The organism is Salinicola salarius (assembly GCF_003206135.1).
Lineage (GTDB): Bacteria > Pseudomonadota > Gammaproteobacteria > Pseudomonadales > Halomonadaceae > Salinicola > Salinicola salarius.
On record NZ_PZJT01000010.1, the window covers coordinates 138,218 to 151,791 of the forward strand.

The 13,574-nt window shown below is 63.1% G+C and carries 10 protein-coding genes and 1 riboswitch; of the genes, 2 read left to right on the forward strand and 8 right to left on the reverse strand.

The window, feature by feature from the left end; genetic code table 11:
- The first annotated feature begins 93 nt into the window (after positions 1-93).
- Positions 94-2,823, forward strand: a complete 2,730-nt coding sequence (locus DOM32_RS11390; protein ID WP_208625376.1) for a cation-translocating P-type ATPase — start codon at positions 94-96, stop codon at positions 2,821-2,823.
- Between the two features lie 125 nt (positions 2,824-2,948).
- On the opposite strand, the gene DOM32_RS11395 is transcribed toward DOM32_RS11390, so the two are convergent.
- From DOM32_RS11395 to DOM32_RS11425, 8 genes are all read right to left on the reverse strand, one after another.
- On the reverse strand, positions 2,949-3,413 hold the full coding sequence (locus tag DOM32_RS11395) for a universal stress protein (RefSeq protein WP_110634565.1): 465 nt from the start codon (positions 3,411-3,413) through the stop codon (positions 2,949-2,951).
- A gap of 153 nt (positions 3,414-3,566) precedes the next feature.
- A complete protein-coding gene (locus DOM32_RS11400) occupies positions 3,567-4,640 on the reverse strand; it encodes a PA0069 family radical SAM protein (protein ID WP_110634568.1) in 1,074 nt (357 codons plus the stop codon).
- Between the two features lie 153 nt (positions 4,641-4,793).
- The gene (locus DOM32_RS11405; protein ID WP_110634570.1) at positions 4,794-6,647 is read right to left on the reverse strand and encodes a TonB-dependent receptor domain-containing protein; all 1,854 of its coding nucleotides are present in this window, start codon (positions 6,645-6,647) and stop codon (positions 4,794-4,796) included.
- A 186-nt stretch (positions 6,648-6,833) separates the two neighbouring features.
- Positions 6,834-7,125: riboswitch (cobalamin riboswitch) on the reverse strand.
- A gap of 316 nt (positions 7,126-7,441) precedes the next feature.
- On the reverse strand, positions 7,442-8,299 hold the full coding sequence (locus tag DOM32_RS18085) for an OmpA family protein (RefSeq protein ID WP_110634573.1): 858 nt from the start codon (positions 8,297-8,299) through the stop codon (positions 7,442-7,444).
- Positions 8,296-9,114: a motility protein A gene (locus DOM32_RS11415; RefSeq protein ID WP_110634576.1), complete on the reverse strand. Its 819-nt coding sequence runs from the start codon at positions 9,112-9,114 to the stop codon at positions 8,296-8,298. Before DOM32_RS11415 ends, DOM32_RS18085 begins: the two co-directional genes overlap by 4 nt.
- A gap of 140 nt (positions 9,115-9,254) precedes the next feature.
- Positions 9,255-10,067, reverse strand: coding sequence for a glycerophosphodiester phosphodiesterase family protein (locus tag DOM32_RS11420; RefSeq protein WP_110634579.1), 813 nt, complete (start codon positions 10,065-10,067; stop codon positions 9,255-9,257).
- A 215-nt stretch (positions 10,068-10,282) separates the two neighbouring features.
- Entirely contained in the window at positions 10,283-10,429 is a 147-nt protein-coding gene (locus DOM32_RS17785; protein WP_157957072.1) for a hypothetical protein, read from the reverse strand.
- A gap of 148 nt (positions 10,430-10,577) precedes the next feature.
- Positions 10,578-12,377, reverse strand: a complete 1,800-nt coding sequence (locus tag DOM32_RS11425; protein ID WP_110634583.1) for a thiamine pyrophosphate-requiring protein — start codon at positions 12,375-12,377, stop codon at positions 10,578-10,580.
- A gap of 616 nt (positions 12,378-12,993) precedes the next feature.
- Between DOM32_RS11425 and DOM32_RS11430 the strand changes: the two genes are divergently transcribed.
- Positions 12,994-13,569, forward strand: coding sequence for a hypothetical protein (locus DOM32_RS11430; RefSeq protein WP_244179901.1), 576 nt, complete (start codon positions 12,994-12,996; stop codon positions 13,567-13,569).
- Positions 13,570-13,574 lie beyond the last annotated feature (5 nt).

The following is a 13,574-nucleotide window of genomic DNA, read 5'->3' on the forward strand; positions in this document are numbered from 1 at the left end:
GGGGATAGGCTGAGCGGCAATGATCGCACCCGCGCGATCATGCCTGAATCCCGGGTATCCGACCCGAGGGTCGGCCCTTCGGGAGATGCCGTGATGGAACCCAGACAGTGGCATGCCCTGGCCACGGACAGGGTGTTGAGCGAGCTGGATTCGGCCATGACCGGATTGAGCAGCGATCAGGCAGGCATCCGTCTGCGCAGCGAGGGGGCAAACCGGTTGCCGGCGCCTCCGAAGCGCAGCCTGACCAGGCTGTTCCTGTCCCAGTTCCACAACGTGCTGATCTACGTGCTGCTGGGGTCGGCGCTGATCACGACACTGCTCGGTCATGTCGTGGATACGGCGGTCATTCTGGCCGTCGTCGTCATCAATGCCGTCATCGGTCTGATTCAGGAGCATCGTGCCGAGCGGGCGCTGGCCGCCATCCAGGAACTGCTGGCGCCATACGCGACGGTGCTGCGCGACGGCGGGCGGTGCCGGGTGAAAGTCGAGACCCTGGTGCCCGGGGACATCGTGCTGCTGGAAGCCGGGGATCAAATCCCCGCCGATCTGCGGCTTTTGCAAAGTCATGGGCTGAGCATTCAGGAATCGATGCTCACCGGCGAATCGACGGCGGTGGAAAAACATACCGACCCGGTTCCCGCCTGGGTGGCGCTGGCCGAACGTGGCTGCATGGCCTTCGGCGGCACGCTGGTGGTCGGCGGTCAGGGGCTGGGCGTCGTGGTGGCGACGGGCATCGCCACCGAGATGGGCCGGATCAGCCGTCTGCTGGCCCATGTCACGCCCAGGACCACGCCGCTGGTCAGGCAGATGAATAGCTTTGCCCGCTGGCTGACGCTGATCATTCTGGTGCTGGCGGCTGCCGTGATGGCGCTGGGTCACTTCCTCTGGGATTACCCCTTCGGCGAGCTGTTCACCGCTGTCGTGGGGCTATCGGTGGCGGCGATTCCGGAAGGGCTGCCGGCGGTGCTGACCATCACGCTGGCGCTGGGGGCTCAGGCGATGGCGCGGCGCAACGCCCTGGTACGCCACCTGCCGGCGATCGAGACGCTGAGCAGTGTCTCGGTCATCTGCACGGACAAGACTGGCACGCTGACGCGCAACGAAATGGTGGCCACCGAACTGGTGACCGTGGACGAGCGCTTCACCATCGATGGAGTGGGGTACGCGCCGGATGGCGCGATCCGGGGGGCTGCGCCCATCGATCTTCAGGCCAGCCTGCGGCTGCGGGAACTGGCGTGGGTCGCGGTGCTGTGCAACGACGCCGCGCTGCAGCACAGCGACGGTATCTGGCGGGTCGAGGGCGACCCGATGGAGGGCGCGCTGCTGACGCTGGCCGCGCGAATGGGGATGAGTCGCCCCGACGCACAGCGCTGCTGGGTACGTACCGACGTATTGCCGTTCGATGCCGAGCACCGCTACATGGCGACTCTGCACCACGATCACGAGCGCCACGCCCGCCTGTTCATCAAGGGCGCCCCGGAGCGGGTGCTGGCGATGTGCAGTCGAGTTCGCACCGCCGATGGCGGGGAGGCGATACTGGAGCACGCCTGGTGGCACGCGCAGGTCGAGGCGTTGGCTGGCCGTGGCCTGCGAGTGCTGGCCCTGGCGACACGCAGGGTGCCCGTCTCGCAGACCGTGCTCTCCCACGCCGATGTGGAAGGCGGCATCATTCTGCTGGGGCTGGTCGCCTTGATGGACCCGCCGCGACCGGAAGCCGTGGCCGCCATTGCCGAATGCCGGCGTGCGGGAATCGGTGTGCGCATGATCACTGGCGATCACGCCGCCACCGCGGCGGCCATTGGGCGAATGATCGGGCTGGAGCGCACCCGGCGGGTCATCACCGGTGCCGAACTGGAGACGATGAGCGACGACGAACTCGGCGCGGCGGCAATGGAAACGGATGTCTTTGCCCGCACCAGTCCCGAGCACAAGCTGCGGCTGGTCATGGCACTGCAGGCGCGAGGCATGACCGTGGCGATGACCGGAGATGGGGTCAACGATGCCCCGGCGCTCAAGCGTGCCGATGTCGGCATCGCCATGGGGCGCAAGGGCAGCGAAGCGGCGCGGGAGGCGGCCGATATCGTGCTGGCCGACGACAACTTTGCCTCTATCGTGGCGGCGGTGCGTGAAGGCCGCAACGTCTACGACAAGATCGTACGGGTGATCGCCTGGACCTTACCGACCGATGCGGGCGAGGCCGCCACCATCGTGACGGCGCTGCTGTTTGGCATGGTATTGCCGGTCACGCCGGTGCAGATTCTCTGGGTCAACCTGATCACGACCGTCACGCTGGGTCTTGCCCTGGCCTTCGAGTCCGGCGAGACGGGCGCGATGCAGCGTCCGCCACGCTCGCCCGGTGCGCCGCTGCTGGGGCTGGCCTGGCTATGGCATATCGGGCTGGTGACGGCGCTCTTTCTGCTGGGCACGTTCGGTATCTACGCCTGGGCCATCGAGCGGGGCCACGACATCGCGCTGGCGCGCACCATGGCGATGAATACCCTGATCGCGATGGAAATCAGCCACCTGTTCTTCATCCGCAGCATTCACGACTCGGCCTTCAGCCTGCGGATCCTGCGCGGTACCCGGGCACTCTGGGTCGCCATCGGCATCGTCGTGGCGTCGCAGGCCGCCATGAACTGGCTGCCACCGATACAGGCGGTGTTCGAGACCCGCACCATTCCGCTCCTCGACGGGATGGCGATTCTGGCCGTGGCCGTTTTGCTGCTGCTGGCGGTGGAGACCGAAAGACAACTGCGGCGCAAATTCAAGGCGGGTCGTCGTGACGATACCCCACCATCCGACGAGCAAGAGGCAATACGCTGATGGAAACCGACCTTCGGCTGTTTCTGGCAAACGCCGGATACCGCGGATTTCGTGCGGCCTGCAAAACGTCGGGCTGTTGGCGTTGTTGTCGTCCGACGTCTCAGAGCAGAAGGGGAAGATGGGTTTTACCCGGCACGGCGCTGATGGATGCTGATGACCATGCAGTGGGCGACATGGGTGACCTTGTGCGACACGCTGCCGACCAGCAAGCCCTTTAGATCGCTGAGCCCTCGGCTACCCATGACGATGGCATCCACTTCGAGTCGCTTGGCTTCCTCGATAATCACCTCGGCCGGTGAGCCCTGCTTGACCAGGGTATCGAACTCGTTTTCGTAGCCTGGCATGGAGGTAATCTCTTTCAGCGCCTCCGCGATGATCGCTTCCCCCTCCTTTTCGGCGAGCTCCACCGAAACTGCCTTGATCGCGGCCGCGACGGTCAACATTTCACCCTGATAGAGATCCGGATAGGGATCGCGCACGTTCAATACATGGATCTTGCCTTGAACCGGAGCCGCCAGTTGGCAGGCGATCTTGAGCGCGGCGTGGGAGTCTTCCGATCCATCGATCGGGACCAGCAGTGAGCTGAACATGGCGCGTACCTCGCAGAGGGCGATGGATTACGAACTTGGCTTGCTCGAGCCAAGTTATCCGCTCGACCACTGTCCAGCTTGACCTGTATCAAGAAAGCATCGAATAGCCCGTGGACGGCATGCCTCCTGGGCATGTCGGCCAGACAGGAGACATCAACCGAACAGATCCTGCTGGGCATGGGGCGCTCGGAATCGCGTGGTATCCAGACCCAGGTCGGCCCGTCGTTCCAGCCCCAGGCGAGAGGCCGCCCGGCGGAAGCGCTGGCCGATCATATCCACGAACAAGCCGTCGCCGTGCATGCGGTGGCCGAAGCGGCTGTCGTTGTTCTGGCCACCTCGGGACTGGCGGATCAGGCTCATCACCTTGCCCGCGCGCTCCGGGTAGTGCTCCTCGAGCCAGGCTTCGAACAGCGGCGCCACCTCGCGGGGCAATCGCAACAGCGTCCAGCTGGCGGTGCGGGCGCCGGCGTCGGCGGCACGCGTCAGCAGCGTCTCGATCTCGCTGTCGTTGATGGCGGGGATTACCGGCGCCACCAGCACGCCCACCGGCACGCCGGCTTCATGCAGCTCCCGAATGACCTTGAGCCGTGCCGCGGGAGAGGCAGTGCGCGGCTCCAGGGTGCGTTTCAGTTCGTTGTCGAGCGACGTCAGGCTGACGAACACCCGGACCAGCCGCTCGCGCGCCATCTCGGCGAGCAGTTCCCGATCGCGCAGAATCAGCGCGCTCTTGGTCACCAGCGTGACCGGGTGGCGGCACGCCAGCAGCAGCTCCAGCAGCGAACGTGTCGTGCCGTGCTGCGCCTCGATCGGCTGGTAGCAGTCGGTGTTGCCGGAGAGATTGATCGGCCGGCAGACATAACCCGGTTTGCACAGCTCCTCGCGCAATCGATCCGCCATGCCGGTCTTGGCGATCAGGCGCGTCTCGAAATCGATGCCGGGCGACAGATCCCAATAGGCGTGGCTGGGGCGGGCATAGCAGTAGATGCAGCCATGCTCGCAGCCGCGATAGGGGTTGAGCGAGCGGTCGAAGCCCAGGTCCGGCGACTGATTCCAGGAAAGCGCCGAGCGCGGCGCCTCGAACTGCACGTGGGTCGAGATGCGCTCCGGCAACGCCTCCTGCCACCAGCCGTCGTCCTCGACGGTGCTGTGTGTCGGCTGGAAACGGTTGTCCGGGTTGTAGGTCGCGCCGCGGCCTTTCAACGGGCCGGGTCGAGAGGGAGACGACATGGCAGCGACTCCTGATAACTGTTTATATATACAGTATCACTCCACGCAGCCGGGGAGAAACTGTTTAAGAGGGAAGAGGGAAGAGGGAAGAGGGAAGAGGGAAGAGGGAAGAGGCGGCGCCGTGGTATCGGCGCCGCTGAAGGAGAAAAGCGGTTAGAAGCTGAGTTTCACGCCGCCTTCGAGGTAACGGTCCTGGGTGTTGTAGCCATCGACCAGTTGGTAATCCTTGTCGAAGGCGTTCTCCAGCTTGGCCGACAGCTCGACGGTCGGCGTGACCTGCCAGGCCGTGCGCAGATCGACGACGCCGTAGCCGGCGTCAATAGCGTCGCTATAGTCGCTATCGGGACGTTCTTGAGAGGCGCGTAGCGTCATGCCGACACTGACTGCGTGGTAGCGGTAGTCGGCATCAATGCGCCCGTAGAGTTCAGCGCGTCTGGCCAACTGGTCGCCGGTTTCACGATTCTCGGGATCTTGACGTGTCAGTGAGGCATTCAGACTCAAGCTGCCATACGTCCAGCCGCCGGACAGCTCCACGCCTCGGATTCTCGCTTCGTCGACATTGTAATAACGGTACTCTCCGTCTGGCCCTGTCTCGGTGTTGAGCAGATCGTCGATACGGTTTTCGAAGAGCGATACCCGGCCGTGCCAGCCGTCGCGCTGGTAGGACCAGAAAAGTTCGGTAGATTTGGACTTTTCGGCGTCGAGATCGCGATTGCCGTAGTTCCCATAAGGGCTGGCGCTATAGAGTTGATAGAGCGTCGGTGCTTTGTAAGCGGTGCCATAGCTCGCGCCGAGTTGCTGGTAGGTCGCCAACTGGTACGCATAGGCGATGTTGCCTGTGGTCTTGTCACCGAATAGCGAGTCGTCGTCGTAACGTAGAGAACCGCTAAGTTGGTGGCGACCATATTCACGCTGGATCAGTCCATAGATCCCGTAATTTTCTCGACTGTCGCGGTTGATAGAGTCCCAGATGCTATCGTAATCAATCGCCTCGTGGCGGTAGTCCACGCCTAGGCTTTCTATACCATGCTCATGAGTGAAGGTGTGCTGAATGCCCAGTTCATCGCGCTTGGTCTTGGCCAGCGTCTCTCGTTGGCCGTCGTTGCGATCATCGCGGCGTTCGTCGAAATGTCCGGCAGTCAGACGCATGTTCCAGTCAGGTTCAAGCGCCACGTCCAGATTACCGCTGAAGCTTTGTTGATAACCTTCGCTGGTGTAGTTGCTGGCGCCCCCGTAGTCGTAGTCGCTATCGAAGTCCTGGCGCAAGGCCCGGAAACTACCCTGAACGCTATCGCTGAAGCGATGCGACAGCCCGACCTGGGCGCCGGTGGATTCGAAGCCATCATCTTCGCCGCTGGTGTCGGCTTCGGTGGAGTTGAAGCCATCGCCATCGCGGTGGAACAGCGTCGCATTGAGGCGTGTATCCGCGTTTCCTGCCGCCACGTAGGCGCTCTGCTTGCCGAAACCATCCTCTCCCGCGCGCAGATTCAACTCGGCTTGGGTATCTTTGCCGCCGTTGCGAGTGAAGATTTGAATGACGCCGCCGATGGCATCGGAACCGTAAGCCGCGGCCCGAGGGCCGCGTACGATTTCGATCCGCTCGATCATATCGGGGGAGAGGAACTCCAGACTGGAGGCACCGTTCGATGAAGCGGCGGAATTGATGCGTACACCGTCAATCAATACCAGGGTGTGATTGGAGTTCGTGCCGCGCATAAAGAGACTTGAGACCGTTCCTGGTGAACCGCTTTGGGTCATCTCGATCCCGGCCCGGCCTTGCAGCAGCTCGACCACGCTATCGGCCTGGCTGCGTTCGATCTCGTCGCGATCGATGATGGTGGTGCTGGCCAGTACATCGGCCTGTGATTGCGGCAGGCGATTGGCGGTGACCTGGACGTCGCCGAGCTGCTGCGGGTTTTCGACGCGTTGCTGGGCCTGGGCCGACAGCGTGGTCATGGCCATGGCGAGCGCGACGCCCGAGGCGACGGCATTCTTCTTGTAACGCATGTGATGTGATCCCCAACTGCGTTGTATCCCGCGATTCACCGGCACTGCGGCCGGACGCGATGACACGGAGTACTCGACACGAGTACCGAACGAATACGCAATGGGAGGACGGACGTGACGATGCCCGCCTCGGACGTCATGGAGTCCGGGCAGGGGGAGCCGCCACTGGATGAGCCCTCCGCATCAACCAGTGAAGAGAAACGCGCCGGTCTCCGGACTCTCGCGCGATGACCCAGGCGATAGACCCTGGGTCATCCGACACGCACGCCTTCCCATGTCGATGGCCGTTCCCTTGAAGTTCCCTCGAAGGGCAGTCCATGCGATCACAGTGGCTGGATGGCCTGGCGGCGCATCCGGTGGTGTCGAAGAAAACGCTATGTTTTCTAACGCAATTACCGTTGCGGGGGCAGTGCGGGGTTCTCACCCACTTCCCGAGGAAAACACTGTCTAAATGTCTGCGCAGCCAAATCGCTTCGCTATGACCGCCATCCCTGGCGGTCACCAAAGGCCGGCCTGCGGCCGTTCAAATTCGCTCCCGGCGAATTTGTGCGCGCTGCTGGAGCGCCAGCCCGGTCAAAATCCTCACCTATACCCCATAGGCTCCGGTTTTTGTGCTGCGTGCGCCTTGCGCTTTATACCGCTCGACAATTTATTCAGCGTTTCCTGAGCACACGTCTCTCGACGCGCCGGATTGTCGCAGCTTCCTTGCGGCAAGTGAATCCGAATCGGGAAACCGGGCGCCGGGGCTTTCGTGACGGATCGGGCAGGTGCGATCTCCGCGACGGCGCGAGCCGTCACGGTGTCGGCGAGCTGGGTTCCTGCAGTACCAGTTCCACGCGGCGGTTGCTGGCGCGGCCGGCCGGGGTGTGGTTGCTGGCCAGCGGGTGCGTCGAGGCATAGCCGATCGCTCGCAGCCGCTCGCCATCGAGGCCGGCCTGGCGCAACACGCGCACCACCGCCGAGGCGCGCGCCGCCGACAGTTCCCAGTTGGAGGGGAAGCGGGAGGTCGAGATCGGTACGCTGTCGGTATGGCCTTCGACGGAGATGGTGCCCTTGAACTCCTGCAGCATCGGGATCAGCTTTTCGACCAGTTGCCTGCCGCTATCGCTGAGCCCGACCGCACTGCTGTCGAACAGCAGGTGATCCTGAATGCGCAGGTTGAAGCCGTGGGGAATCGCGGTGACCTCGACACCGTCGATCTGCGGCAATACGGGTGCTGGTTCGGGATCGGGCAGGTCGAACAGCGGCACGCTGAACGCCATCGGCGCCATGGCGAAGATCTCGGCAGGCGCCGGCTTCGGTGCGGGCGAGTAGAAGCCGGTATCGCTCGCCAGTGGCGCCGGCTTGAGCTGACGCGGCGGCTGATAGAATTCACCGATGTCGGCCAGCGGCAGTCTTGGCGGCGGCTTCAACGCCGGGATGTGCAGCGGCAGCGCCGTGACGGGCGGCGCCCCGGCCGCGTCCCGGTCGATGAGCTGGCCGCCGTAGAGCGCCAGCATCAGCACGAAGAACGTGATCAGCAGCATGAGCATGTCGAGGTAGCTCATCAGCCACGAATCGCTCTCGCTGCTCCGCCCGCTGTCGACCAGGGGATCATCGTCGAACAGCAGGTCGGCAAAGGGGCCGCCGGGGGAGATCGCGGCCTGGCTCATGCGGACTCGACCGACGCGTCGGCGCTCTGCGGTCGGCGGGCATCGCGCATCTCGTCGCGGTGCTCGGCGCGGTAGGTGTTCAGGGCCTCTTCGATGAACGACGGCAGGCGGCGCTTGCTGACCATGATGACGCCTTCCAGAATCAGCGTCATGGCCATCAGCCGGGCCTCGGTGCGGCGTTCGAGCTTGACCGCGATCGGCTTGAACACCAGGTTGGCGAGCAGGATGCCGTAGAAGGTGGACATCAACGCCACTGCCAGACGCGGTCCGATCACCGCCAGGTCGCCGGCCTGGATCACCTCGAGCATGTTGATCAGCCCGACCAGGGTGCCGAGCATGCCGAAGGCCGGCGCGTAGACGGCCATGGTCCGCAGGATCTGCGCTTCGGCTCGCTCCTTGGCCTTGACCCGAACCATGCGCCAGCGAAGCATCTCGCGGATCTCTTCTTCGCGAGTGTTACTGATCACCATCTGCATGCCGGTGCGCAGGAAGGGATTGGTGGTGTTCTCCAGCGCGCCTTCGATGGCGCGGATGTTGCCGCGGCTCCAGTGGCGGGACATCTCGATCAACTGATCCAGATCGCTTTCCAGTTCGCTGGCCTGGGGTTCGCGCCGGAACACCACGGCGACCTGCCGGCACAGCCGCTGCATCTCCTGAAGGGGATAGCTGATGAAACTGGCCGCCAGCGTGCCGGTAAGCACGATCGCCAGCCCCGGCAGGTTGAAGAAGCTACTCGGGGCCTGAGCGGTGAACAGCACGACGGTCGCCAGCAGCAGAGCACTGGCGATGATGCCGATGAGTGTGGAAGGATTCATGAACGGCTCGCAACCTGGTGAACGGGCATGGTGCCCATCTTAAGCCCGGGGCTCCACCGTCAAAGGCGCTAATTGGCGCGTGTATCAGGCGCTTATTGTCGACGGGATGCATCGGCGAGCGGTGATCGACGCGACCAATCTCAGGCGTCGTCGTCCGACCGGCGTGCTGCCGCCTCCTTGGCGTGGGTGACGAAACGCGTCGGATCGTCGCTGATCACGCCGTCGACGCCCCAGTCCCAGAGCTTTTCGAAGGTGACCGGGTCGTTGGCGGTGTAGCAGAACAGCTTGATCTCTTCGTCGGCGATCTCCTGCGCCCGCTTGATCTTCAGCTTGCGCCAGTCGAGGTGGAGGCTGTAGGCGGAGAGACGTTCGGTTTCCAGCCACCAGCGCTTGGGTGCCTTGTCGTCCAGCACGCCGAGGCGCAGGCGGTCGGGGTCGGATTCCAGCGCCCGTGCGGCGGTCAGTGCATGACGATCGAACGAGGAGACGATCAGCTTGTCGGCGGGCAGCGCTTCCAACGTCGGCGGCAGGGCGGCCTGGACGAGCTCGATGGCGTTGCGGCCGCGACACACCTTCAGCTCAAGGTTCAGCCCCATGCCGAGTCGCTTGATCAGCTCGAGCATCGCCTCCAGCGTGGCGATCGGCTCGCCGCGATACTGGGCGCCGAACCAGCTGCCGGCGTCCAGTTTGGCGGCGCTTTCGGCGTCGAGCTTGAACAATTTTCCGCGACCGTCGGAGCAGCGCTTGAGACCGGCGTCGTGCCAGATGACCGGTGTTCCATCGCCGAGCAGTTGAACGTCGAGTTCGACCCATTGGCAACCGGCATCATGGGCGGCCTGAACCGCTGCCAGGGTGTTTTCGGGGGCACGCGCGGAAAGGCCGCGATGGGCGATGTAGCGGGGCGTGTCGGTGTCGGTGTGATCGGCGCTATCGGCGGGGCGCGGCTGGGTCATGCGGTCAGGATCTCCGTCGAACGCTGGGGCGGGCGTTCATCACTGTCGAAATGGCACAGATTCAGGCGGCTGTGCGTTGGCGTCATCGCCAGGCTCAGACCTTCGACCACCGCACGCGCGCCGTCAAGGCAAATCACCCTTCATGCCGTATGGCGAACGTGGATATCCGCTGTGTGACACCCGGATTCCCAGGCTTCCAGGTTCCCGGGCAGTTTTCATACCAAGCCTAATGCCACCGCCGTCTTGCTGTGCCGATAGCGATACCGATAGGCAGTCTGCAGCGGAATCGGCCGATAGCCGAGAGATCCATGGGTATAGCCGAGCCCGGTCCTGCCGCCAGCGCCGAGTTCGACCAGCACCATGCCGGTCGAATCCCAGGCGAGCGTACCGTCGGATTGGGGTCGTCCGTCGGTATCTCATGGGGCGCGTCCTCGATACCCTCGATCGGGACATGCGTCATTTCCAACATGGCGGCGTCTTCCTGATGTTCGTGAAGCAGACGCTCATGAATCAGTGCTTGCGGAGCTTCGGCACGACATCGCGCGAGAACTGTCGGAACGACGCCTTGATGATACCCAGCGAGTCGGGATCGCCATGCAGCAGCGCCGACATGTAGGCCTTGGCCTGTTCGCGCTTGATATGGGGTGGCAGTGGCGGCACGTCGGGGTCGGTGACCACTTCCAGTACCACCGGGCGATCGGCATTGAGCGCGCGGTCCCAGGCGCCGGCCAGTGCCTCCGGCTCATCGACCTTGATGCCCTTCAGGCCGATCATATTGGCGTAATCGGCATAGGGGAAGTCGGGCAAATCCTGCGAGCCGGTGTATTTAGGGTCGCCGACCTGAACGCGCATTTCCCAGGTCACCTGATTGAGGTCCTGGTTGTTGAGCACCATGATCACCAGGCGCGGATCGCTCCAGCGTTGCCAGTACTTGGCGATGGTCACCAGCTCGGAATTGCCGTTCATCTGCATCGCGCCGTCGCCGACCAGGGCGAGTACCACGCGGTCGGGATGGGCAAACTTGGCGGCGATGGCGTAAGGCACGCCATTACCCATCGTCGCCAGCCCGCCGGAAAGCGATGCCTGCATGCCCCGGCGCAACTTGAGATCGCGTGCGTACCAGTTGGCGGCCGAACCGGAATCGCTGGTGATGATGCAGTTGTCGGGCAGCTTGGGCGAAAGCTCCCAGAACACGCGTTGCGGATTGATCGGATCGGCATCGGCCAGGGCGCGCTGTTCGAGCATTTCCCACCATTGGGAGACACTTTTCTCGATCCGTTCACGCCACTTGCGCTCCGATTTGCGTTGCAGATGCGGAATCAGAGCCTGCAGCGTTGCCGCGCTGTCACCGGTCAGATTGACTTCCATCGGATAGCGCATGCTCAGCATGCGACCATCGATATCGATCTGTACGCCGCGTGCCTGGCCTTCCTCGGGCAGGAATTCCGAATAAGGGAACGTCGAACCGATCATCAATAAAGTGTCGCAGTTCGCCATCAGCTCCCAACTGGGGTTGGTGCCGAGCAAGCCGATCGAGCCGGTGACGTAGGGCAGGTCATCGGGCAGCGCCGCGCGCCCCAGCAGCGCCTTGGCGACACCGGCACCGAGAATGTCGGCGATCTTCATGACTTCATCGGTAGCCTGCAAGGCGCCGGCGCCGACCAGGATCGCGACGCGTTCGCCAGCGTTGAGCACCTCCGCGGCGCGTTCGAGATCATCCTGGTGCGGAATCGTGCGCGGCGCAGCATAGCCGACACCCGAATGCACCGTGCCATGCGCATGCGGCGGTGTCTCGACGGCGGGCTGGGTTTGCAGATCGTTGGGAATGACCAGCGCGGTGACCGTACGTTCGGACAAGGCGATACGCACGCACCGGTCGATCAGATGGCGGATCTGGCCGGGTGTGGTTGCCATGTGCACATATTCATTGGCCACGTCCTTGTACAGCGAGACCAGATCGACTTCCTGCTGATAGTCGCCGCCCAATGAACTGCGCGCCTGTTGGCCGACGATTGCCACCACCGGCGTGTGATCCTTCTTGGCGTCGTACAGGCCGTTGAGCAGATGGATCGCGCCCGGTCCTGATGTGGCGAGACAAACGCCCACTTCGCCGGTGAACTTGGCATGGGCACAGGCCATGAATGCGGCCATTTCCTCATGACGGACTTGAATGAAATCGAAGCGGTCGCCGGCGCGGTCGAGAGCTCCCATGATGTCGTTGATACCATCGCCGGCGTAGCCGAATATTCGCCGAATGTTCCATTGCGATAGACGCTTGAGAAGAAAATCGCTGACCGTTTCGCTGCTCATTTCCTGGCCTCCACGCTTGGATCGGTTACTGAGAACTTGGATCGGTTGCTTGAGAAGAATGTCGGTTTGCTGAAAAAAATAGTGACGCTATGCGGAAAACACTCTTCAAGGTGGTACATCAACGTGGCTTTGAGCAAGACGAAAGCCGGACGAGTCATGGCTATGATTAACAAACGAATAAAGAGACATCGAGTGGCTGAATCGATCGGCTGAATTTTGATTAATCTCCGTTAAAAAATAATGCATATTTACCGCTTCGTGGCGGAAAGAATGCCAATGGCATCTGGGGAACGACATCTCCCTTGCATGGATGAATCGAAGAAGATCGAGGATTATGGCCTTATCGGTGATATGCGTACCGCCGCATTGATCGATCGGAGTGCGCCTCGATCGAGTGGTTATGTCTGCCGCGCTTCGATTCCGATGCCTGCTGTGCGGCCGAGCCCGGCGGAGTCGCGACGGCGGCACTGACGCGGCTGGATTCCGACTCCTTTCGAATACCGGCCGGAGGCGGACGGACGGGGCCAGCAACGTGACGATATGATAGGCTGCGCGGCTTATTACACCGGCCCGAAGCCGCCGGCAGCGCGCCACAAGGCAACAAGTCAGGAGAAGCATGATGAAGGTCGTTCACGTCAAGAACCCTGAAACCCGCGAAGCGTGTCTCGCCAAGCTGTGCGCCAGTGTCTATGGGCAGGAAGCGGGCCTGGCCCCGCTGGTGACGTTCGCCGGCACCCAGGGCGTGCTGTTCGAGCAGGAGGCGGCGCGGCTGTTCGCGCTGACCGAAGACGACGGCACCATTCTTTGCCTGGCGCTGATTTCCTCCGATGTCGACGGCGGGACCATGGAAGTCGGCATGCTGTCGACGCCGGAGGGGAAAGGCAACACCCGGCATAGCCGGCAACTGGTCAGGACCCTGGCGGAGAAGGCGCCGCTGCGCGTGACGGCCAGCGACGAGGCGGGAGAAACATTCTTCCGACGTTGCGGCATCGAGCGCTGGGTGGATGGCGAAGAGGGCCTGCGCATCGGTCTGGGGCCGCTGCATCCGGCGCCGGTGAAAGGAGCGCTGCCCAACATGGTGCGCTTCAACGGCGACGGTATCGTGCGTACCTTCAAGGAGCAGCCGAAGACCTTCGAGGAGTACAAGACGCGCTTCGTTGCCGCCCTTGAACGTTACTCGAATAGTTTGTAAAGCCG

Coding starts and splice junctions, on each gene's coding strand:
- DOM32_RS11430 (WP_244179901.1), top strand. CDS start 12,994: ATGATGAAGGTCGTTCACGTCAAGAACCCTGAAACCCGCGAAGCGTGT.
- DOM32_RS11405 (WP_110634570.1), bottom strand. CDS start 6,647: ATGCGTTACAAGAAGAATGCCGTCGCCTCGGGCGTCGCGCTCGCCATG.
- DOM32_RS11420 (WP_110634579.1), bottom strand. CDS start 10,067: ATGACCCAGCCGCGCCCCGCCGATAGCGCCGATCACACCGACACCGAC.
- DOM32_RS11415 (WP_110634576.1), bottom strand. CDS start 9,114: ATGAATCCTTCCACACTCATCGGCATCATCGCCAGTGCTCTGCTGCTG.
- DOM32_RS18085 (WP_110634573.1), bottom strand. CDS start 8,299: ATGAGCCAGGCCGCGATCTCCCCCGGCGGCCCCTTTGCCGACCTGCTG.
- DOM32_RS11395 (WP_110634565.1), bottom strand. CDS start 3,413: ATGTTCAGCTCACTGCTGGTCCCGATCGATGGATCGGAAGACTCCCAC.
- DOM32_RS11390 (WP_208625376.1), top strand. CDS start 94: ATGGAACCCAGACAGTGGCATGCCCTGGCCACGGACAGGGTGTTGAGC.
- DOM32_RS11425 (WP_110634583.1), bottom strand. CDS start 12,377: ATGAGCAGCGAAACGGTCAGCGATTTTCTTCTCAAGCGTCTATCGCAA.
- DOM32_RS17785 (WP_157957072.1), bottom strand. CDS start 10,429: ATGGTGCTGGTCGAACTCGGCGCTGGCGGCAGGACCGGGCTCGGCTAT.
- DOM32_RS11400 (WP_110634568.1), bottom strand. CDS start 4,640: ATGTCGTCTCCCTCTCGACCCGGCCCGTTGAAAGGCCGCGGCGCGACC.